The organism is Actinoplanes sp. NPDC000266 (assembly GCF_042899005.1).
Taxonomy (GTDB): domain Bacteria; phylum Actinomycetota; class Actinomycetes; order Mycobacteriales; family Micromonosporaceae; genus Actinoplanes.
This window is the reverse complement of sequence record NZ_JBIAZI010000001.1, coordinates 659924-680751: the sequence shown is the minus strand read 5'-3', so window position 1 is coordinate 680751 and position 20828 is coordinate 659924. Positions and strand designations below refer to the sequence as shown.

The following is a 20828-nucleotide window of genomic DNA, read 5'->3' as shown; positions in this document are numbered from 1 at the left end:
CACAGTCCGTCTCCGCTGTCGTCGAGGGACCGCTTCACGAAGCAGGGTTCTGACTCGTGCACCGGGTTCGGACAACCGGCCTGAGCAGCATTCTAATGATCGTCTCAGATTCGCCAGGTACGAAGTCGGCGTGGATGCGGCGCCGTCGCGGAAGCGCCGCCCGGGCCATCAAGGTCCGGGGCGGCCACCACACCACACAAAAACCTGAGGAGAGACTGATATGAAGCCCATGGGACGCCGCAGTTTCCTGGCCACCGCCACGGCACTCGGTATCGGCGCCGGCGTGTCCTCGCATGCCATTGTCTCGACAGCGAGCGACGCCAAGAAGACTCCGGACCAGGCTCCAGACCAGACCGCGGAAATTTACCAGCGAGACCGGGACCTGCACTTCATCGGCACCGAGGAGACCTTCTCGACTCCCACGTTGTTGAAGCTGAACTCCATCAATGAGGATCACATAGCGTTCCTCGAGGAAATCGGTCTTGCGGATCTAGGCCAACGCCGCATCGGCGATATGGACGCGGGGGGACTCGACGTCCAGATCCTCTCTGCCCATACACCGTCCGTACAAAATATCCCGGGTCGAAGGGGCATCGACCTTGCCTATCGTCTCAACCGGCAACTTGTAGACGGGCCGATCGCCAAATATCCGGGCCGCTTCAAGGCTTTCGCCACCTTGCCCTTGCAGAGCCCGGAGGCGGCGGCGGACGAACTGGAACGCTCGGTTCGGGAAGATGGCTTCTTGGGCGCACTGACCAACGGGCACATCACGAAGAAGTATCTCGATCATCCCGATTTCGAGCCCGTGCTGGCACGTGCCGTTGCTCTCGATGTGCCGATCTATCTGCATCCCGGCTATCCAGCTGACGAGATCTTCAAGATTCTTTACAGCACCACTCGGTCTCAATACACAAAAGAGTTCCAACCCTACATCTTCAGCGGGTCCGGATATGGCTGGCACCAAGAGGTGCTGACCCAGTGCATCCGGATGATCACATACGGGGTTTTCGACCGATTCCCCAAACTGAAGATCATCATCGGCCACATGGGTGAAGGTCTTCCCTTCTACTACGATCGGATCGTCAATGACATGGGCGAGCCGACCGAAAACTCGCTCAAGAAGCCCTTCGGGCGATATTTCCAGGACAACTTCTGGTTCACCACCAGCGCATTTCCCCAGACCGAACTGCTCGATCTCCTGCTGAAGCACATAAGTGTGGATCGAGTGATGTTCGCAACCGACTACCCGTTCGCGGACATCAAGGCGCAGACCGACTGGTTCCGCGGCGTCGATCTGCCACGGGAGGACAAGGAGAAGATTGCGTTCCGAAATGCAGAGAAACTGTTCAGAATGAAAGTGCCCGTGAGGTGAAGCGGTTGGCCAGGGCCTCCCCGGCGACGCTGCCGGGGAGGCCCTGCCCTTGGTTGTCACCTCAGAGGCGCGGGTCCTCCTGGACCTTCAGGGCGTTGAGGATCGGGTCGTCCTCGCCCTTCTCCCGGGTGAACTGGATTGTCAGGTCGCCGCCTGCGTGTTTGACGGTGACGGTGTTCCGGTCGGCGGTCAGGGTGCCCGCCTTCGCCTGCACGTCGTGGTCGTACAGGGCGATCTTCCGGTCAACCAGCACGTCGAAGGCTCGCTTGCCCGGCTTGACCTTCTCGAACTCGGCGAAGTCCAGGCCGATCCGGTACGTGCCGGCCGGAGCGTTCCTGAACACGTAGCTGAACGTCTCGCCCGTCCGCTGGGTGCGGAACAACGCGTCGTCCTCCGTTCCGGCGATACCCGCCCTTGTGGTCTGGACCTTGCCGCCGACGTAGCCCCACGTGCGCGAGCCGAGTGCCTGGTCCGGGGACCAGAAGAAGCCGCTCGGGTCGACGTAGCCCGAACCGCCGGCGTCCACGCCCTTCCAGTAGGCCGATGTCGCCATGCGGACCGGCTTGGTCTGGGTGCCGGCCTTGGCGGCGTTCGATGCCACCAGCAGGTTTCCCGTGAGCACGCCGGGCTTCAGGCCGGCGTTCTTCGCCGTCACCGTCACCGTGGTGGCCGCGCCGGCTGCCAGCTTGACCGTGCCGGTTGCCGCCGCGCCCGTCAGCGACAGCCACGGAAGGTCCGCCGCCTCGCTGATCCGCACGTCGAGCGGCGCGGAACCGCTGTTGGTGAACGTCACCTTGGCCGTCGCCGACGAGCCCTTGTCGAGGAGCCAGTCGAGATCGCCTCCGGTGACGGTGACGATGCCCGTGGTCAGCGCCGTGTTCATCACCTCGGCCTGGTCCTTCTTGGCGATGGTCACCGGCTTGCTGACGGTGACGTAGTTCGGCGCCGAGACCTGCACGGTGTTCTCGCCTATCAGCGCCTGGGCCTTCCACCGGCCCTTCACGTCGGTCGTGAGGACCCGTCCGTTGATCGTGACGACCGCGCCCTCGATCGGCTTGCCGTCGTTCTTGTCGGTGACCGTGCCCTCGATCGTGCCCGCGGCCGGGAGGCTGTACTCCAGGCCCAGGCCGGCCTTCAGGACCGGCTGGTCGACGGAGTATTGGCTCACCGGGTTGCGGTTCAGGCTCTCCACACCGACTGTCGCCGACGACCCCTGGGTGAGCGGGTTGTCGCCGCCGACACCGTCGCCGTATCCGATCTGGATCCGGCCGTCGGCGATCAGGGTGACCGAGAAGCTCACGCGCGCCGCCGGGTCGTTGAAGAACGTGACGTTGCGCCATTCGACGACCTGCGCCGCCAGGCCGTCCACCTCGGTCTGGCCGAAGTAGATGCCCGCCTCGTCGTCGACCACCAGGTCGTCCCAGAACGGGTAGATCGCGTCGATCGGGTACGGCGACGGGAGCGCCGTGTTGCTTCCCGACGTGCTGGCGCGGTCGAACACCAGCGTGCCGTTCGTCGTCACGCACACGCCGTCCCAGGCGGTGTCGTAGAACGGCTGGAGGTAGCCGGCGTCGAAGAACAGCGGGCCGCAGAGGTCGTCGCCGTGCCAGCCCGATTCCTGCGTGCCCTGGCGGTAGAGCCCCTCGGTCACCTTCATCGTGTACGAGCGGCCGGCGGGAGCCACCGGCACGGGGCCCGGGTCCGGCTGCTCGGGCTGCTCCTCCGGCGGAGCCGCATCAGCGCGCGGGTCGAGCGTCACCCGCAGCGCGGCGATGCTCGGGGCCTTCAAGCCCTTGGAACCCCGCAGCTCCACGGTCAGCGGACCACCCTCGTGCTTCACCACAGCCGTACGCCAGTCGGCGGCGTTCGGCGGTTCATACGCGTAGTCGGTCAGCTCTCCGTCGACGACGACGTCGAACACCCGCTTGCCCTTGGCCGCCTTGTCGATCTCGGCAAATCCCAGGTCGATCGCATACGTGCCCTTGGGCGCGTCCGGGAAGCGGTAGAACAAGGACTTGTCGGCCGTGGTGCGCTGCGACTGGAAAAGGGGAGCGATCGGGGCCCGCGTAGAGACGACCTTCGTCCTGCCCTCATAACCCCACGAATTCTTGCCGGCGGGCTGGTCGGCCGACCAGGTGTAGCCGGACCCGTCGGTGAGCTTCGCCCCGCCGGCGTTGACGCCGACCTGATATTTCGTGGTCGTGAGGGTCACCGGGACGTACGTCTTGGACTGGCGCCCCGAGTCGGACCGGACCACGATGTTCGCGCCCCGCACTCCCGGCTTGGCGTCCTTCGACGAGATCGAGACCTTGACGGTCTTCGACTGGCCGGGGGCGAGGGTGCCGCCGGTCGAGGAGAGCGACAGCCACGGCAGGTCGGTCAGCAGGTCGTCCTCGACGTCGACGAGCACGACGTCGTCGGCGATCTGGTCGGCCGCCCACAGCGCGCCGGTGGCGTCGGTCTCGAGGCCGCCGCCCTGGCCCGCCTTCTGGCCGGGGAACCACCACGCGTTCACCAGCGAGCAGTCGTCCGGGTCGACCTGGAGCAGGCGGGTGGGCCGGTTCGAGGTCAGGTCGGTGTACCAGATCGTGTCCGACGCCTGGTTGTAGGCCAGGCCCATCACCTCGGGCAGCGGCGGGGCGCAGAACGACAGGAGCGCGCCCGGGTTGTCGTGCGAGGTGCCGGCGACGGTTCCGATCATGCCGTTCGCACGGCCGCCGACGTAGAAGACGTCCTGGGCCGGGTTGTAGGCGAGACCGGTCAGCTGGAGCGTGGACCAGTCACCCTTGATCTGCCTCGTCTCCTTGCCGGTGTCCCGGTTGAAGCAGTGGATGTAGCTGGCCGGGCTGTCCTCCATCTGGCACATGTCACCGGTCTTGGTGTCCAGGGCCATGTCGAACGCCCGGTAGTCGGGGTTCCACGACGCGTCGAAGACCTTGCCGGTCTTCTTCCCGGCCACCGTGTACGCGGTGTTGGTGCGCGCGATGTAGTCGTGGACCCAGACGTCGCCGTCGTACCCGATGCCGGAGGGCTCCTTCTCCGCGATGGTGCCGGGGATGGAGATCCGAGAGATGACGTCGCCGCCGGAGGTGGCGCCGACCGCGGCCGCCGCGTTCGCCGGCTTCATGCCGCTCGCGCCGGCCTTCCACGCGGCGAGGTCGATCGTGCTGGCCGCGCCGGCGCCGGTACGCGCGGTGGTCCCGGCGGTGTCCAGCTCGGGGTGACGTGCGGCTTCACCCAGGTTGTACGTCAACGGGGCGGACCCGTTGTTGGTCAGCGTGAGCGAGCCCACGCCGTTCTGGCCGGTGCCGAGCAGCGCGTCGAGCCCGTCGGCCTTCAGGCCGGCGGCGCCCGTCGTCAGACGTACGTCGATCTGGGCCTTGGCGTAAAGCTCTTTCAGCGAGAAGGGGTACGTCGCGGTCGTGTAGTTCGGCGCCTCGACCGTCATCGTGTAATCGCCGACCGGAAGCTGGCGGTGCACGATGCCGGTCCCGTTGGTGGTGACGGCCTCGACGAGCCCGTTCCTGGTGGTGAAGGAGACCTTCGCACCGGCCACCGGCTGTCCGTCGTTCTGGTCGGCGACCGTCGCGTCCAGATAGCCGAAGTCGGGCAGGTCGTACGTGACGATCGTGCCGTCGCGCAACACCGGGGAGTGGTCGGAGAACCGGATGCCGTCGACGCCGGCCCAGCCCTGGATGCCCGTGACGGCGTGCGCGCCGGCGGTCACCGGGTCGTCGGTCCCGACGCCGTCGCCGTACCCGTAGATCACGCTGCCCGAGCGGGTGAACGTGGCCGAGAAGTTGACCGGCTCCGTGTACTCCGAGCGGGTGGGATAGGCCCAGAGCTTGGCGTCGCGGTACTCGACGACGAACGCGTCCTCGCCGTTGACCTTGGTGGCGGCGGTGAAGACACCGCCGCCGGGCGCGAACTCGACGGGGCTCTCGACGTAGAACGGGAAGGCACCCGCACCGCCGTAGCCGGGTCCGGTGGCGCCGTCCGGGGCGATGACGCCGCGCAGGCCGATGCCGAGGGTGTCGTGAGTGCCGTTGTAGAGCGCGATCGGGAACGGCAGCTTCACCGTGGCCCACACTCCGCTGCCGAAGGTGACCGGCTCGGTGCCGCGCAGATAGTCGCCCTCGGTGACGGCGCAGCTGTATCCGCCCTCGTCGACGATGAGCCCGACCGGGATCTCGGACGGCTCGTTCTGAGCGCCGACGGTCAGCGGGACCGTCGTGGGCGAGAAGCAGGCGTTGGGCTCGACGGCGAGGCCGTACGCGCCCTCGGGGACAGCGGTGATGGTGAACGCGCCGTCGGCGTCCGTGCGGACCGGCTTCAGCGGCGTGTCCTTGAGGGAGACACCGGCGTTCGGGACGGGCCGTTTCTGGTCGTCGACGACCCGGCCGCTGATGTCGTGCTTCGCGGCGGCGGTGAGCGGAAGCGTGACCGAGGTTTCCTGGCCGAGGGTGATCGTGACGTCGGCCGTCGCGGTCAGGTAGCCGAAGACCTTGGTGCTGAGCTTGTAGTCGCCGACCGGCAGGTTCGTCGTGAACTTGCCGTCCTTGCCGGTGCCGATCGACCGGCTGAACGGCCCGCTGATCGTCACGTTCGCGGCCGGAACCGGGGCGCCGCCGGCGGTGACGACACCGGTGAGGGTGCCGCCTTTGCGGGGCGCGAGCTCCAGCAGACGTACGAGGTCGAGCCGCCCCTCGCCGTATTTGTTGTTGATTTCGGCGGTGCCGCCGCACTCGGTGTCGTCGACATCGGCGGCCGACTCGCCGAGCAGCCGGCGGGTCTGTTCGACCTGCCCGATGAGGGTCGGGTCGTAGCTCCAGAGGTCGGCGACGGCGCCGGCGACGTGTGGTGCCGCCATCGACGTACCGGACATCTCGACGTAGCTGTTGCCCGGATAGGCGGAACGGACGCCGTCGCCCGGCGCGGAGATCTCGGGCTTGATCCGGCCGCCCTCGCCCTCGCCCTTGCGGGAGAACGACGCGAGCGTGCCGTCCGGGGAGAGGGCGCCGACGGAGTAGGCGCTCTCGGCCGAGCCCGGCGAGGAGACGGTGTCGCAGGCCGCGTACGGCGAGGTGTTGCCCGACGACCAGGTGCTGAAGATGCCCGCGGCGGTCCACGCCTCGTCGATGGCCTGGAAGAAGTCGTCGAAGTTGTGTTCGACGGTCTGACCCCACGAGTTGTTGACGACGTGGGGGCGCTTGGACGGGTCGGGGTTGTTCCCCTGGAGGTCGGTCGGCGCGAGCAGCCACCAGCCGGACTTCAGCAGCGACTCGACGCCGGAACTGTCGCAGCAGCCGTTCGTGGCGATCCACTGCGCGTCCGGTGCGACGCCGACGTGGTCGGCGCCGTCCTGGCCGACCATGGTGCCCATGGTGTGCGTGCCGTGCCCGTTGTCGTCGCACGGCGCGGCCGCGCACGATCCCCGGCTGGCCATCCAGTTGTAGTTGTGGTCGACCGTGCCGTCGGCCTTCGTGCCGCGGTACTGCTTCACCAGGGCGGGGTGGTCGAACTGCACGCCCGAGTCGAGATTGGACACGGTGATCCCGGCGCCGGTGGCGCCCATGGCCCAGGCCTGCGGGGCGTGGATGGCCTCCAGGCCCCACGTGACGGTGTCGTCCTCAGCACGGACGGCCGCGGGCGTCTTCTCGTCCACCGGATCGACGAGCGCGACCTGCGGCGTCGCGTGGATCTCGGCGACCTGTACCCGCGCCGCCACGTCGAGGGCAAGCTTCTCGGTGCCGCCCTTGACCAGGACGGCGTTGGCGATCGGGTAGGAGGTGTACTTGACGCCGGCCCGGTCGAGCTCGGGCGCGACGGACGCCACGGACTTCTTCGCGGCCACGGTCAGAGCGTCGTAGACGAATCGGCCGCGGGCGGCCCAGTCGGCGATCTTCTTCGCCGGCCCGAGGTCGGCCCCGGTCTCGAAGGTGATCCAGAAGTCGGAGGACGGCTGCGTACGGAACCGGTCCTTCAGGGTCGACGCGATCTTGGCGGACGGCGCAGGATCGGGTTCCGCCGCCGACGCCGGTAGTTGCTGGAGCATGCTCAGGCCGACAACTGCGGCCAGCGAAGCCGCCAGGGCTTTGAGTCTCATGGGGGTCCTTCCGCCTACACGGGTTCGTAGGGGTCGTCGTCGGCGTCGTCCTGCGGCTCCTGCGGTGGTTCCACAGGAGGCAGTTGCTCGTCACGCACGACGGGCTGCTCAGACATGCATCGGCCACGGGCTATGGATCATGGAGCCCATGCTCAGGCGGAAGGAGGGGCCTTAGCTATTAAGCAGATACGTCAATCTTCTTCGGCGAACACGCCGGCCTCGACCGCCTTGACCGCGAGAGCGGTGCGGGAGCTCACCTTCAGCTTGCGCATCGCCGCCCGCAGCTGCTGGTCCACGGTGGCCGGTGACTTGGCCAGGATCCGGCTGATCTGCCGGTTGGTCTTGCCCGCGACGACCAGTTGGACCACGTCGAGCTCGCGCGGCGAGAGCTGGTCCCCGTAGCCGCGCCGGCCGCCGCGCCAGAGTCGCGGTACCTCGGCGCCGTGCTCGCGGAGCCGCTGGGCGACGCGGTCGGCGTCGCCGCGGGCGCCCAGCCGGAACAGCTGCTCGTACTGCGCCGCCAAAAGCTCGCGGCCCTGTTCGATCTGGCCCTGCGCCACGAGCGCCCCGGCCTGGCGCTCGCGGGCGCGCATGACGTCGTACGGCCGCGGCAATGCGCTCCAGGCCCGCGCCGCCCGGTCGAAGGCCGTGGCCGCCCGCGAGTGGTCTCCGGCCGCGGCGAGCAACAGGGCACGGCACAGGGTGAGCGCGGCGCGAGGTGCGGGTGCCGTACGGCCGCGCAGGCCCCGGGCGAACTGATCGGCCAGGCGCGTCGCGGCCGCCGGGTCGCCGGCGGCGAGGAGCGCCTCGATCCGGGCCGGGACGAGGTCGGTCGCCCAGACCCAGATGCCCTTGCGCCGTACGGTGTCCATCGGCTCGTCGGTGATCCGCAGCGCCCGGCGGCTGTCCCCGTCCGTCAGCCACAGCCGGGCCAGCGCGGCGGCCGCCTCCATCGTGTCGTCGGCCGCGCCGAGACGGGCCGACTCCTCGAGGACCAGCCGGAACTGCTCTTCCGCGACGCGCCGCCGCCCGGCCGCGGCCGCCAGCCGGGCCGCGAGGCGGATGCTGCCGAGGTAATGCGCCGGCCGGTCCCGGTCGGCGTCGGCGAGGGCCGCGCTCGTCTCGGCCAGGCCTTCCCACCGGCCGGTGTGCCACGCCAGGTTGGCCTGTTCGAGCCGGACGTTGTGCTGCAACCGGGACGCCTGCTCGGCCTCGGCGAGGCGCATGGCCACCGCGAGGTGGTCCCCCGCGTCGGCGTACCGGCCCCAGATCAGCGCCCCGGTGCCGACGTTGACGTGGATGCGGGCCACGTCGAGACGTTCCGCCGCCGTCGTGCCGTCGACGGGCAGGCCGGCCACGACGTCCCAGGCCTCCTCCTCGCCCAGCATGAGCAACGCCGCCGCCCGGTTCCCGGCCAGGTTCAGCCGCTGCGCGGGCGAGTCGATCCGGCCGGTCAGCTCGGCCGCGCGGTCCAGCCAGCGCCGATGGGTCGAAGCGGGCCAGGGTCCGGCGTACGCCCAGCCGAGGTACGTCATCGCCCGGGCCGCCTCGACCGGGTCGTGGCCGAGGTTGGCCACCGCCTGCTCCAGCTCGCCGAGCGCGGCCTGGGCCTCGCCCACGGTGATCAGGAGCCGGCCCAGCGGGTTGCGGATCTCGGCCTGCTCGCGGGCGGAGAGGCCGGGGGTCTCCAGCACCGAGCGCAGGGTACGGATCACCCGGTGGTAGACCTCGTCGACCGGCTCACGACGGCGCAGCGCGGCGACGCCGGCGATCCGCGCGACACGCGCCCGGTCGACCGGCGGCAGCACGGTCCACGACAGCAGATCGACCAGCAGGTCGACCGCCTTGGTGTGGTCACCCGAGGCCATCGCCAGCTCGGCGCCCTGCTCGGCGTACCGCGCCCAGGACCGCGTCTCGCGGGCCTCGCGGAAGTGGTGGGCCAGGCGCGCCACGGGCGGCGGATGGAGGTGCTCCAGCGCCCGGCCGGCCAGCAGGTGGAAGTGCCGGCGGTCGGTCAACGGGATCGCCTCGTAGACCGCGGTGGCGGCCAGCACGTGCCGGAACCGCCACCGGCCACGGTCGTCCCCGTCCAGGAAACCGGCGGCGGCCGCCTCCGCGATGGCGCTCCGGCACTCGGCCGGCGACAGTTCGGCGGTCATCGCGATCGTCGCCACCGGGGAACGCTCGGCCAGCGTGGCCGCCGCGCGCAACGCCTGCTGCGCCGTCGGCGACAGGCGGCTCACCCGCTCCCGGGTGGAATCGCGCACGGTCGGCGGAACCTGGAGCTCGCGCAGCTTCAGCCGTACCCACTGTCCATCGCGGAAGACGAGGTCGGCGCGGTCGCACATGAGCCGGACCGACTCCTCCACGGCGAGTGGGACGCCGCCGGTCCGGTCGTGCATGAAGGTCGTGAACTCCGGCGAGATCGGGTTGCCGTCCAGCATGGACGACACGAGCTCCGCCGTGTCGCCGGGCGGCATGGCGGCCAGGGCGATCCTCAGCTGGGTCACGCCGGCCGGCAACCGGGACGTCAGCCGCAGCAGCAGCGATCCGTCGTCCACCTCCTCGGGCCGGTAGGAGACCACGAGGCTGAGCCCGTCCGGCCGCTGCCGGGACATGACGAACAGCAGGAACTCCAGGGTCACCTCGTCGGCCCAGTGCGCGTCCTCGAGCACGAGTACGTCGACACGCAGCGCCCGCAGCAACTCGTCGAGGGCACGGAACAGGCGGTGCCGGGCCGCCTTCGCGTCGTCCAGGGGTGGTAAAGCGGGCGGCAGATCGGAGGACCATTCCGGGAACAGGGGCCGCAGAGCTCCCGCGAGCTCGGTGAGCCGTGCTCTCGGCACCGGGCCGTCGATCCCGAGGAACGCGTCGACGATCGGGCCCAGGGTCAGCGACTCACGAAGCGGTGGACACACCGACACCAGGGCGGTGCGCCGGTCCGGCGCGGCCAGCCACTCGCGCAGCAGCCGGCTCTTGCCGATACCGGCCTCGCCCTCGACGAGCACGATCGCCGGAGGCCGGGTCAGGGCGCCGCGCAGCGCCGCCATCTCCCGATCGCGACCGACGAATCGCGGCGTATCGAGCATGCGTGATGATCTCGCTTTTCGGCGCCCGGGCACAAGACCATCAGGCGGGGTCACTGCCGCGGAGGCGGTCCAGCTCTTCGAGGTACGACTCCTGCATGCGGCCGTAATGGCGAACCAGAAAAGTGATCTCGTCGGTGCTGTAGCCCTCGATGAGCCGTTCGGCCCGGCCGGCGAACCGCTCGTACGGCCGGTCCACCTCGGCCGCGCGCTCCGGGCGCAGGGTGACGATCACGCGCCGGCGGTCGGCCGGATCGCGGTCGGCCGTGACATAGCCGGCCTGCTGGAGCCGGCGGAGCATGCTGGTCACGGCCCCGGTCGTGAGGTTGGTCCGCTCGGCCACCTGCCCGGCGGTGGCGGATCCGGCGTCGGACAGGAAGTCCAGGCATTCCAGGTCGCTCACGGTCAGGCCCAGCCGGTCCGCGATGGCGTACCGGAAGACCATGGACAGCCGCGAGGTCTCGCGTCCGGCGCGCATGAGGTCGGCGATCGCGGACGTACGGGCCGGCTCGTGGGACATGCCGGCAATCATGCCTCCGGGACGGTGACCCGGTGCAGGCGAGGTAGCAGGCGGGTCAGCACCCAGTGCGGCGCGGCCGCGCCCCCGGTGAGGCGGCGCATCAGCCGGGCGGCGGTGTCGACGGCACGGAAGGCGTAGGGCACCATCTCGGACTGGTAGGCGGCGATCGCCTCCTCGACCGGCGTGCCGTTGGCCCGGGCCTCGACCAGCTTGGAGCCGAGCAGGGCGGCGTCGCGGAGCGCGGTGTTGCCGCCGTGCGCGCCGAACGGCGGCATGGCATGCACGGCGTCACCCATCATCGTGGCTCGCGGCAAGGCCCAGCTCGTCGGGCGGCGGCCGGTGGCGAAGAGATTGAGCACGGTGGCGTCCAGCTCGGCGGTCTCGACCAGCCGGCGTACGAGCGGGTGGAAGTCCGTGCTCAACCGTGCGGCCAGATCCCGCAGCGCCAGCAGGTCGCCGCGGACGCCGGTGGGCACTTCCTCGCGCCGCAGGAGCAGCGCCCACATGACGTAGTCGTCGCCGAAGGGCGCGTAGCTGCCCGGGGCCAGGCGGGCGAACGCCTCCCGCGGGTCCTCGCCGAATCGCATGGGGGTGAAGAAGAAGGCGCGGCCCGGCTGGTCGGCGATGGACAAGACCCCGCTGGTGCGCAGTACGTCCGGGATGACACTCCGCCCGTCGGCATGCAGCCGCGACCGGCCGTAGACGCCGGCCATCGGAGTGTTCGCCGGCTCCGCGCCCGGCGCGATCCGCGCGCGCAGCGACGAGCCGACGCCGTCGGCGCCCACGACGACACTGGCCGCGACCGCTCCCCCGTCGGCGAACCGGAGCCGCAGCCCGGCCGGCCCGTCGTCGTCCACGGCGACGGCGGCCTTGCCGTAGTGGATGCGGCGGTCCAGACCGGCCATCAGGATCGACCGCAGGGTCAGCCGGTCGACCTGGCGGGTCGCGTGCGCTTCGTCCTTGAAGGTGATGGTGAAGGCGTCCCGGAGCCCGCTGTCGGTGAAGCGCAGGTGCCCGCCGGGCTGGTCGCCGGTGACCAGCGCCAGGCGGTACAGGGGGCGCGGCAGGCTTTCGCGGAGCGCGCGGAGCCCGTACCGGTCGAGGATGATCCGGTAGCCCTGTTGCCGTACGAAGGGACCTGGATCTCGCTCGTAGACGTGCACGTCGACGCCGGCGCGCATCAGATATTGGGCGAGGCAGAGGCCGGAGAGCCCGGCGCCGGAGATGGCCACAGAGAAGCCGGTCGATACGCTCATCCAGTTATCTTAATGACTAAGATGATTTGGGCAAGCGGTTCGTCTGATAGGCCCAGAGGGCCAGCTCGACGCGGTTGCGGGCGGCGAGCTTGGTCATCAGGCCGGCCAGGTGGAACTTGACCGTGCTCATGCTGATGTACAGGTCCCGCGCGATCTCGGCGTTCGTCCAGCCCCGGGCGACCCTGACCAGCACGTCCTCCTCCCGGCCGGTCAGCGCGTGCACGGGCTCGGGCGGTCTGGTGGCGGGACCGCCGGCGGCGAACGTGGCCAGCAGCCGCCCGGTGACGGCCGGGTCGATGAGCGCGTCGCCCTGGACGGCGGCGTGGACGGCCTGGGCCAGCTGGTCCGGATCGGCGCCCTTGAGCAGGAAGCCCCGGGCGCCCGCCTTCAGGGCCTCGTAGACGTACTCGTCGGTGTCGAACGTGGTGATCACGACGACGGCGATCGGGTCGGCCACCTCCGGCCCGGCGAGCAGCCGGGTGGCCTCGATGCCGTCCAGGACGGGCATCCGGATGTCGAAAAGGCACACGTCCGGCCGCAGGTCGCGGGCCATGGCGACCGCCTCACGCCCGTCGGCCGCCAGCCCGGCCACCTCGATGCCCGGCCGGCCGTCGAGGATGGTCGACAGCCCGGCCCGGACGATGTCCTGGTCGTCGGCGATGAGGACGCGGACCGTCATGTCGCCGCACCTCGCCGGGGCAGGACGGCCCGCACGGTCCAGCCGCGATCCGGGCCCGGGCCGGCGGTCAGCGTGCCGCCCAGCAGCGTGACCCGCTCGGTCATGCCGGCCAGCCCGAATCCGGCCGGACCGGGGGCGGCCGCGACGCGGGCGCCGTCGTCACTGACCGTCAGCTGAACGTCCGTGGCGTTGCCGGTCACCTCCACCCGGACCCGGGTCGCCTGCCGGGCGTGGCGGTGCGCATTGGTGATCGACTCCTGCGTCACGCGATAGAGGGCGCCCTCGACGGCGGGCGGCAGGTTCGTCAGGTCACCGCGGAACTCGACGTCGGCGGCCAGCTCTTCGATGTCGGCGATCCGATGCCCGGGGTCGCGCAGGGCGCTGACCATCGTGCGCATCTCCGCGAGCGTCCGGGCCGCCTCGCGGTCGATGGTCTCCAAGGCTTCCGTCGCGCCGCTCAGCGACGACGACCGGGCCAGGAACAGGCCCGCCTGCGCCTGGATCGCGATGGCGGAGACGTGGTGAGCCACGGTGTCGTGCAACTCCCGGGCCAGCTGTTCGCGTTCCTGGAGCTTGGCCCGCGCGATCAGTTGTTCGCGGGCGACGGCCCGGTAGCGCACCGAGGCCCCGAGGGCGCCGGCCAGCAACACCATGGCGACCCCGGCGACCGTCTCGGCGACCCCGGGAAAGTCGACGCCGACGATGGCGGCCATGCTCACCGTCACGACGGCGGTCCCGATGGCCACGTCGCGGCCGGAACGCCGGCGCAGCAGCGAGTAGACCAGCGGTAACACCACCCATCCGCTGTTCAGGACCACGGGTTCGGCGTCCAGGACGAAGGCGGCGACGTCGAGGACCGCGAAACCGCCGAACGCGTACGCCACGGCGGGCAGCGGATGGGCATTCCGGACCAGGACGGCGACCGCCAGGCCGCATCCGAAGGCGACGGCCAGCGGCCGCCAGGCCAGGTCGGTGAAGACCGCGTCGACCGCGAGCACCGCCAGAGCCAGCGCTGCGAGGATCCGGTCGGGCCATGGGTGTCGTGCGCTCAGCACGACTTCCACAGTAGCGATCCGGCACCGCCGGCGGCCCTGGCCGATGGGCCAGGGAAGCACCGGCCTCAAGACCCGGGCGCCCCGCCGCTTGCGCGTCTGACACTGGAATCCATGAAGGAAGTTGACACCAGGGTCGCGCTCAGCGGCTTGTGGACCACCACGCTGCTCGTGTTCGCCTACGTCGACATCTTCGGTTTCTACCGCGCCGACGTGATCAACGGGGTGCTCGCCGGCGAGCTGTCCGGCACCGGCCTGGCGGTCAGCCAGACGTTCCTCACGCTGACGACGCTGTACGTAGCGGCCGCGGCGTCGATGGTCGTCGTCTCACTGCTGGCCCCGCCCCGGGTCAACCGGCTCGCCAACATCGTGGCCAGCCTGTTCTACGCGGTGACCGTGGCGGCCACCCTCATCGGAGAGAGCTGGGTCTACTACATCGTCGGCACCCTGATCGAGATCACCCTCCTGCTGGCCATCACCCGGATCGCCTGGACCTGGCCGAAGAGCGCGGAACCGAAGCGGCTACTTCAGGAGTGACGGACGAACTCGACCGCCTCGGTCTCGATCCGTACGCCCCGAGCCTTGAACCCGGCGGCCGCGATGGCCTTGCCGAGCGAGTTCTGGGACGAGTACCAGTACGGCAGGTGCTTCCGGGCGGACGGTGCGAGCGTATCCCCGAGGACGTCCTCGATCTCGCTGAACTTCATGGAAGTCGCGTCGGCGTCCAGCGCCGCCAGGTATTCGGTCAGAGAACGGTCCGGTGCTCCCCGAGAAAATGTCCACGACTTCGGGCGGTACCCGTATCGCCGTCAGCTGACCGGCGTCGACATAAACCGACTTCATCATCGGCGCGACGGAAGAGGACAGAACCCCGGCCGCCGCCGCTTTGATGACATCGGCGAGATCCCGGCGCCCTTCGCCTCGCAACCGTTGGAGCAATATCTCCACGGCCTCGGCCGTCCACTGCCCGATCTCGCCGATCACGGGACGGCTGGTGTCCGCGTCCTTGGCCGACTCGGGATTCACCACGACGTCGAGGGCCACCACCAATCCTCCTTCTCATCGTTCGTGACGATGATCAGGTCCATCTGGCGCGTCTTCGCCTCATGACATGCCTGGGTGTAGACGAGGAAATCGCCGGCCGCGCCCTCCGGGTATTGGTCCCCCTTCTCGGCGTCGAGATATCCGGGAGGCACCAGATCGTCCACGCGCTTGCTGCCCTCGGCGATCAGCGCGTTCCAGGTCTTCTCCGCTTCGGCATGCAGGCGCTGAAGATCGGCTTCGTCAATCGCCAACTGCCTGGACCAGACATCGAGAGCAGGATCGGCGCCGGCCCGGTTCTTCCCGAGGGCGAGGCGGGCCTCGCTCGTCGCCTGGTCCGGGTTGCCGATCGCCTTCAGTCGATTTCGATCGGAATTCACGCATGGCCTGGTACGGAACAACCAGGCGGCGCAACTCGGTCTCGCTTACCACCCGGTAACCTTCGAAGCCGTCGAACAGCCCGGTCATCCTGGACGTCGTTCAACGAGCGTCCATTGTGCTTACCCGAGCGGCCACTACCCCATGGGCCGAGCGTATGAACGATTCCGGGAATGCCTCGGCGCCTCAGCTTGTCCCCCGCTTGACGGCGTGGGTCCCGACGTTAGGTCCTTTTCGGCTTTGGCCGCGTTGTTCGGACCGTGGGTGTGGCGCCCATGGGGTGAGAGGCGGTTAACTCGCTCTCCAAGGTCGACAGCTCCGGAGGCGTGCTCATGCCGGATCAGATCAGGGCTCTGACGTCGCTGACCCTGCACGACGGAAGCTTTGCCCTGGCCGCTCTCACCGGGTCGGAAATCGTCTTCTACGACATCGAAGGTGCCCGGTCACGGAAACCACCCGTGCCCGTCGGGCCGGTCAACGCCATGGCTCGTGTCGCCGGCGCCGATGGCGACCTTCTCGCCACCGGTGCCAACGGCGGCGAGGTGACGTTGTGGGATCCGCGAACCTCGCTGCGCATTTCGGTTCCGTTCGCCGCCGAGAACGTCGGCGACCTGAACTCGATGGCGACCTTGGCGCTGGCGGACGGGCGCCGGCTCGTCGTCGCCGGCTTCTCCGACGGCTTTCTGCTGCGCTGCGACGTCGACTCCCGGACGTGGCGGGAGTCGCTCAACGCGGGTCTCCAGGCCGTGTGGGCGCTCGAGCCGATGCCGCTGGCGGACGGCCGGAGATTGCTCGTTTCCGGGAACGAGAACGGGAGCCTGCGCGTCTGGGATCCCGACTCGGGCGAGCTGCTGCACGAAGTGAACAACGCTCACGAATTCGCCGTGCGCGCGCTCGTCGTCATCCCCGGCGCCTCCGGAGCCGCGGAGCGCTTGGCCTCGGCCGACAGCAGCGGCGTCATCAAGCTCTGGTACGCCGGTGAGAAGCTCACCTTGCTGAGAACGCTGGACCACCGCCACCACCAGCCGGTCAGGACGCTGGCCGTGATGCCCGCGCGCGGCAGCGACCCGGCCACGCTGATCTCCGCCGGCAAGGACGAGTTCATCCGCCGATGGACGATCGACGGCGATCCGATCGAGCCGGCGTCGCTCGGGCACATCGGATCGGTGACCGCTGTCGTCGCCACCGTCACCTCCGGCGGCGACCGGGTTCTGGCCTCGGCCGGCCGCGACGCCAAGGTGTGGATCTGGAACGTCGACTCCGGCGAGCCGCGGTTCGCGCCGCCCTCGCTGGGACGGATCCACTCGATGGTCGCGGCGACCATCGAGGACACGCCGATGCTGGTCACCTCCGGCGACGACGGCCGGATCCAGCTTCACGACCCGGCCAACCCGCTGGGCACGCCCGAGGTGCTCCGGGGCGGCCATCAGAAGAACGCGTACCGGGTGGCATGGCTGCCCGACCGGCTGCCCGGCCTCGGGCTGGTCTCGGCCGGAGTCGACGGCCGGTTGCTGCACTGGGCCGACCGCGGCACGGCGCCGGTCGAGCTGGCGCGGGACCTGGGCCGGCTCTGGACGGTGTGCGACATCGAGCTTCCCGGCGGCCGGCCCGGCGTCGCCTGCGCCGGCGACAACGGGGTCTTCACCTTCGATCCGGACACGAAGGAGATCCGGAAGATCTTCGGTGAGCCGACCTACGCTCTGGTCAGCGGCGAGCTCACCGACCGCAGTCAGGGTGTGGCCGCGGCCAGCCACGACGGCGTCATCCGGCTGCTGAACCCGGCCGTGAGGGATCCGGTGCACATCTGGTACGGGCACGAGGGCCCCGTGCGCTGCCTGGCCAAGGTCCTGCGGCCCGGCGAACGGAACAGCCTGCTCTCGGCCGGCGCGGACGGCACCGTGCGGATCTGGGACACCCGCACCGGGAGCAAGACTCTCGTCGAGCACGACGGTCTCGTCCTGGAGCTCATGGTGCTGGACATGCCCGACGGCCGGCAGCTCATGGTCTCCACCGGCGAGGACGGCTGCGTCAATTACCTCGACCTGAACGCGATCGAGGTGTCCGGCCAGATCGACAGCGACCTCACGGCCGTGTCGGCTCTGTGTGCTGTGAAGTCGGATGGAGTGGTGCACGCCGCGATGGGTGGTAGCGATGGGGGCATCCGCCTGGCCGACATCACCGCGCGGTACGGCGATCTGCGCTTCCACGGAGCATCCGACCGGGCCGTCCGCAAGGACCTCCTGCGCCGCCGGAGCCTCATCGAAGAAATGGTGAACCTGCTGAGCCACGCGGCCGACAACGCCGACGACGCCGGGCCGACCGTGCTGTCGGCCGAGGGTGCCTGGGGCTCGGGAAAGAGCAGCATGCTGGAGGTGGTGCGGGGCCAGCTCGACGACGCCGCCTCCGAGCCGTTCCGGCCGCGGCGCCGGGGGCGGCTGACCGCGGCCCGCGCCGACGTCCTCCTGGGACGCCCCTCGCCGTGGAAGAGCCTCAAGACCATGGCCGGCGATCTGCGGGGCCGGAAGCCGCCGGAGCCGCCGGCGCGGCGGTGGGTGACGGCCTGGTTCAATCCGTGGGCCCACCAGACCAGCGACCAGGTCTGGGCGGGACTCACCAGAGCGATCCTGGACGCGGCGGGCAAGGCGCTCTATCCGGCCGAGCCCGCGATCCAGGAGACGACGCCCGCCGCGAGCCGCCGCGAACGTTTCCGCGAACGCCGGCGGAACCGCCGCAATGAGCGTTTGGGCGCGGACGCCAAGGAGTGGTACTGGCTGGAGCGCAATCAACGGCACACCCGGACCAGGCAACTGCGCTGGACGTTGCGAAAGCGCGCGGCGTCGCCGCTGCTGGCCGTCGCCGTGGTCGCCCTTCTGGTGCCGCTCTCGGCCCGGCTGCTCGATCCGGCCGTGGAATATTCCGTGTTCGGGCGCGAACTCCGTGGCGTACAGGTGGCAATGGCTCTTCCGGTTGTTCTCCTGCTCCTCGGGCTGCTGCATTCGGCCGTCCGGTACTACGTCGGCCGGGCGTCGCGATGGCTGCCCGCCGAGCTTTTCACCGGGCCGTTGGCCAGCGGCGGGCAGAGCTCGGCGGCGGCGGCCCTGCCGGAACCGATCCGCGATCCTTTCTACAATGCCCGGGCGGGATATCTCTATCTCGTTCAGCATGACGTCGAAGCGGTTCTCAAAGATCTGAAACGGGAGCGCGTCGAAGTCATCGTCTTCGTCGACGACCTCGACCGGTGCGGCCCCAAAGTCACCGCCGAGGTGCTGGAGGCGATCAACCTGTTCCTGTCCGAGCGGCTGACCGGCGCCCGGTTCGTCCTCGGTCTCGACCCGGCCATCGTCGCGGCCCACCTGGACGACGTCTACGCCAGCCTGGCGTCACGGCGAAGCGCGATCAGCACCGAGGATCCCTCCTTCGGCTGGACCTTCCTGCGCAAGCTCATCCAGCTGCCGGTGGTCCTGCCGCGCCTGTGGGACGCCACGGTCGACCTGCTGACATCCGAGCTGCTGCGGCAACCGATGACCGAAGCTCGACGGGCCGCACCTCCGCAGGTTGCCGACGGTGAACCGGCGAAACCGCCCGAGGCCGTCGCCCCGGCCGCCGAGGCCGAGGCGGAGACGGCGTCCGGCGCCGACGGCGGGCCCGGGCAGCCCATAAAGGTCGTGATGACCGTCGCCCGCGAACGGCATCCTCACGTGCGGAGCCTTCTGGCCGAACGCGTCAAGGACCTTCCCGACCGGTCGCCTCGTGAGATCAAACGCATGCTGACCGTGTGGCAGTACTACGTGCGGGTCCTCGACCGGACCGACAGCAGGAACAGCTCCGACAGCACCGACCTGATGGTCAGGGCTCGTCATCTGGTGGTCTTCGCCGAGGTGATCACCCGCTGGCCGGCGCTGCGCAGCCGCCTTCAGGCGTCGACGACGCCGCCGCCGGACCGGTTCGGCCGCGAGGGCACGCCCGCGACGGGATGGCGGGTGTTGGACGAGCTGGCGCTGGTCGCGGCCGACGACACCGAGTGGAACAGCGCTCTGTTCCGGCTGAAGTTCACCGACGACGCCGATCGGAAGGCGATGCGGAACCTGCGGAAGCTGCTGCGGGATTACGACGGCCCGGCCGTGGCCGAAATGGCCCGGCGCATCTGGTGATCAGTCGCGCCGGAGATATCGGGTCACGGAGATGATCGCGACCCCGAGGGCGCCGCCGATGCTGAACAGGGACGGCAGAATCTTGTCTCCGTCCCATAGATAGACGGCCAGGACCGCGTAGGAGACGGTGACGAAGATGCCGATGATGGCCGCGATGGTGCGGGCCTGGGTGACGCGCACGGGCAGGTCGCGAGAGGACTGGCCTCGGCCGGACTGGTCGAGGAAGTCGGCCGGATCGAGCTCGCCTTCCATGTAACGCTTGCCGAGCTCCCACGGCTGAGGGTGCGGGGCCTCAGTCATGATCGGATCCCCCATCGCGAGTCTCAGAACCCGAATCTCGAGTGTATTTCAGCAAAGCCTCAGGGTCATCGTCCAGCAGGGTGAGAGATTGTGCCAACCCGGTGGCCACCAGAGTCAGATAAATCCGGTCGGCGTCGGTGAAAGCGCTCTTTTCCGTCGACTCCACTCGCAGGACGCCCCAAGCTACATCGTCTTGACGGACCGGAACCGTCAAGCAGGCGACATAGGCGTCGTCACCTTTCGGCCCGCGGTCCAGCAACGGCCCGGCGCCGGCACTGAAGGCAAGATCGATCATCTGGGTCGCGTAGTCCGACTGGCCGGCCGCGAAGTGGTCCTCGGGCTCCTCGTTGTTGAGGTAGCCGCGCCACTGGTAACGCTGCAACCGCGGAACCGGACCCTTGGCGTCCGCGGTGATCAGCAGGTAGAAGGCGGCGCGGAGCGGACCGGCGCCCGCCCGGTGACGCCGGACGCCGGCCCGCTGAACGGTCGCCAGCGCGATGCCGTTGAGCTTTTTGTGCAGGTCGGCCCGCTCCTTGGAGTCGTGGACCCGGGCGATCAGCGCGAGGATCGTCATGAAGGCCTGCAGCGCGTTCCACATGTCCTCCTGGCGGCGGCGCTGGCCGATGAACTTCGCGTCCCGGCTCAGGACACTGCTGGCCGCCTGAAATGCGGCGAGCAATGCGAACAAAGCCGCGTACAAGCGGATCGGGCTGGCCGGAACGGCCAATACACACGAGATGAAAAGCGGCGCGAAGGGAACAAGACGGCGCCAGAACGGAGTCAGACCCTCTTGCATGATCGCCCGCACCTCCGCTCCGCGCATCGCGGACCGATGATACTCAACGGGCGCTCTCTTCTCCCGAACAGGCCTTTCATGATCGTAAATG

General features: G+C 69.5%; 13 protein-coding genes. 3 read left to right on the top strand and 10 right to left on the bottom strand.

Going from position 1 to position 20828, the window contains the following annotated elements; genetic code table 11:
- The first annotated feature begins 220 nt into the window (after positions 1–220).
- The gene (locus ACFY36_RS02745; RefSeq protein WP_499744149.1) at positions 221–1372 is read left to right on the top strand and encodes an amidohydrolase family protein; all 1152 of its coding nucleotides are present in this window, start codon (positions 221–223) and stop codon (positions 1370–1372) included.
- A 61-nt stretch (positions 1373–1433) separates the two neighbouring features.
- On the opposite strand, the gene ACFY36_RS02740 is transcribed toward ACFY36_RS02745, so the two are convergent.
- The 6 genes from ACFY36_RS02740 to ACFY36_RS02715 form a co-directional block, all read right to left on the bottom strand.
- Positions 1434–7478 carry a S8 family serine peptidase gene (locus tag ACFY36_RS02740; RefSeq protein ID WP_499744148.1) on the bottom strand — a complete coding sequence of 2015 codons (6045 nt, stop codon included), beginning with the start codon at positions 7476–7478 and terminating at the stop codon, positions 1434–1436.
- A gap of 191 nt (positions 7479–7669) precedes the next feature.
- Positions 7670–10567 carry a helix-turn-helix transcriptional regulator gene (locus tag ACFY36_RS02735; protein WP_499744147.1) on the bottom strand — a complete coding sequence of 966 codons (2898 nt, stop codon included), beginning with the start codon at positions 10565–10567 and terminating at the stop codon, positions 7670–7672.
- Between the two features lie 40 nt (positions 10568–10607).
- A complete protein-coding gene (locus tag ACFY36_RS02730) occupies positions 10608–11084 on the bottom strand; it encodes a MarR family transcriptional regulator (RefSeq protein WP_499744146.1) in 477 nt (158 codons plus the stop codon).
- Positions 11085–11092: 8 nt separating this feature from the next.
- Positions 11093–12340, bottom strand: a complete 1248-nt coding sequence (locus tag ACFY36_RS02725) for an FAD-dependent oxidoreductase (protein WP_499744145.1) — start codon at positions 12338–12340, stop codon at positions 11093–11095.
- A 16-nt stretch (positions 12341–12356) separates the two neighbouring features.
- Complete coding sequence (locus ACFY36_RS02720) at positions 12357–13019, bottom strand: response regulator (protein WP_499744144.1); 663 nt, start codon at positions 13017–13019, stop codon at positions 12357–12359.
- Positions 13016–14074, bottom strand: coding sequence for a sensor histidine kinase (locus ACFY36_RS02715; RefSeq protein WP_499744143.1), 1059 nt, complete (start codon positions 14072–14074; stop codon positions 13016–13018). Before ACFY36_RS02715 ends, ACFY36_RS02720 begins: the two co-directional genes overlap by 4 nt.
- A gap of 111 nt (positions 14075–14185) precedes the next feature.
- On the opposite strand from ACFY36_RS02715, the gene ACFY36_RS02710 reads away from it, so the two are divergent.
- Positions 14186–14608 (top strand): DUF6326 family protein, encoded by a 423-nt coding sequence (locus ACFY36_RS02710; protein ID WP_499744142.1) that lies wholly within the window; start codon positions 14186–14188, stop codon positions 14606–14608.
- Here ACFY36_RS02710 and ACFY36_RS02705 read toward each other — a convergent pair.
- Together ACFY36_RS02705 and ACFY36_RS02700 are read right to left on the bottom strand one after the other, a co-directional pair.
- The gene (locus ACFY36_RS02705; RefSeq protein WP_499744845.1) at positions 14599–14820 is read right to left on the bottom strand and encodes a DUF7662 domain-containing protein; all 222 of its coding nucleotides are present in this window, start codon (positions 14818–14820) and stop codon (positions 14599–14601) included. The genes ACFY36_RS02710 and ACFY36_RS02705 overlap by 10 nt on opposite strands.
- A gap of 273 nt (positions 14821–15093) precedes the next feature.
- A complete protein-coding gene (locus tag ACFY36_RS02700; RefSeq protein WP_499744141.1) occupies positions 15094–15492 on the bottom strand; it encodes a PIN-like domain-containing protein in 399 nt (132 codons plus the stop codon).
- A 330-nt stretch (positions 15493–15822) separates the two neighbouring features.
- Between ACFY36_RS02700 and ACFY36_RS02695 the strand changes: the two genes are divergently transcribed.
- Positions 15823–19641, top strand: coding sequence for a P-loop NTPase fold protein (locus ACFY36_RS02695; RefSeq protein ID WP_499744140.1), 3819 nt, complete (start codon positions 15823–15825; stop codon positions 19639–19641).
- Here ACFY36_RS02695 and ACFY36_RS02690 read toward each other — a convergent pair whose 3' ends face one another.
- Positions 19642–19941 carry a hypothetical protein gene (locus ACFY36_RS02690; RefSeq protein WP_499744139.1) on the bottom strand — a complete coding sequence of 100 codons (300 nt, stop codon included), beginning with the start codon at positions 19939–19941 and terminating at the stop codon, positions 19642–19644. It abuts the gene before it with no gap.
- Positions 19934–20764: a GAF domain-containing protein gene (locus ACFY36_RS02685; protein ID WP_499744138.1), complete on the bottom strand. Its 831-nt coding sequence runs from the start codon at positions 20762–20764 to the stop codon at positions 19934–19936. The genes ACFY36_RS02690 and ACFY36_RS02685 overlap by 8 nt, the downstream gene beginning before the upstream one ends.
- Positions 20765–20828 lie beyond the last annotated feature (64 nt).

Excerpts from the sequence above, each read along its gene's own strand:
- ACFY36_RS02685 (WP_499744138.1), bottom strand. The coding sequence starts at position 20,764 with ATGCGCGGAGCGGAGGTGCGGGCGATCATGCAAGAGGGTCTGACTCCG.
- ACFY36_RS02745 (WP_499744149.1), top strand. The coding sequence starts at position 221 with ATGAAGCCCATGGGACGCCGCAGTTTCCTGGCCACCGCCACGGCACTC.
- ACFY36_RS02725 (WP_499744145.1), bottom strand. The coding sequence starts at position 12,340 with ATGAGCGTATCGACCGGCTTCTCTGTGGCCATCTCCGGCGCCGGGCTC.
- ACFY36_RS02695 (WP_499744140.1), top strand. The coding sequence starts at position 15,823 with ATGCCGGATCAGATCAGGGCTCTGACGTCGCTGACCCTGCACGACGGA.
- ACFY36_RS02710 (WP_499744142.1), top strand. The coding sequence starts at position 14,186 with ATGAAGGAAGTTGACACCAGGGTCGCGCTCAGCGGCTTGTGGACCACC.
- ACFY36_RS02730 (WP_499744146.1), bottom strand. The coding sequence starts at position 11,084 with ATGTCCCACGAGCCGGCCCGTACGTCCGCGATCGCCGACCTCATGCGC.
- ACFY36_RS02740 (WP_499744148.1), bottom strand. The coding sequence starts at position 7,478 with ATGAGACTCAAAGCCCTGGCGGCTTCGCTGGCCGCAGTTGTCGGCCTG.
- ACFY36_RS02735 (WP_499744147.1), bottom strand. The coding sequence starts at position 10,567 with ATGCTCGATACGCCGCGATTCGTCGGTCGCGATCGGGAGATGGCGGCG.
- ACFY36_RS02690 (WP_499744139.1), bottom strand. The coding sequence starts at position 19,941 with ATGACTGAGGCCCCGCACCCTCAGCCGTGGGAGCTCGGCAAGCGTTAC.
- ACFY36_RS02720 (WP_499744144.1), bottom strand. The coding sequence starts at position 13,019 with ATGACGGTCCGCGTCCTCATCGCCGACGACCAGGACATCGTCCGGGCC.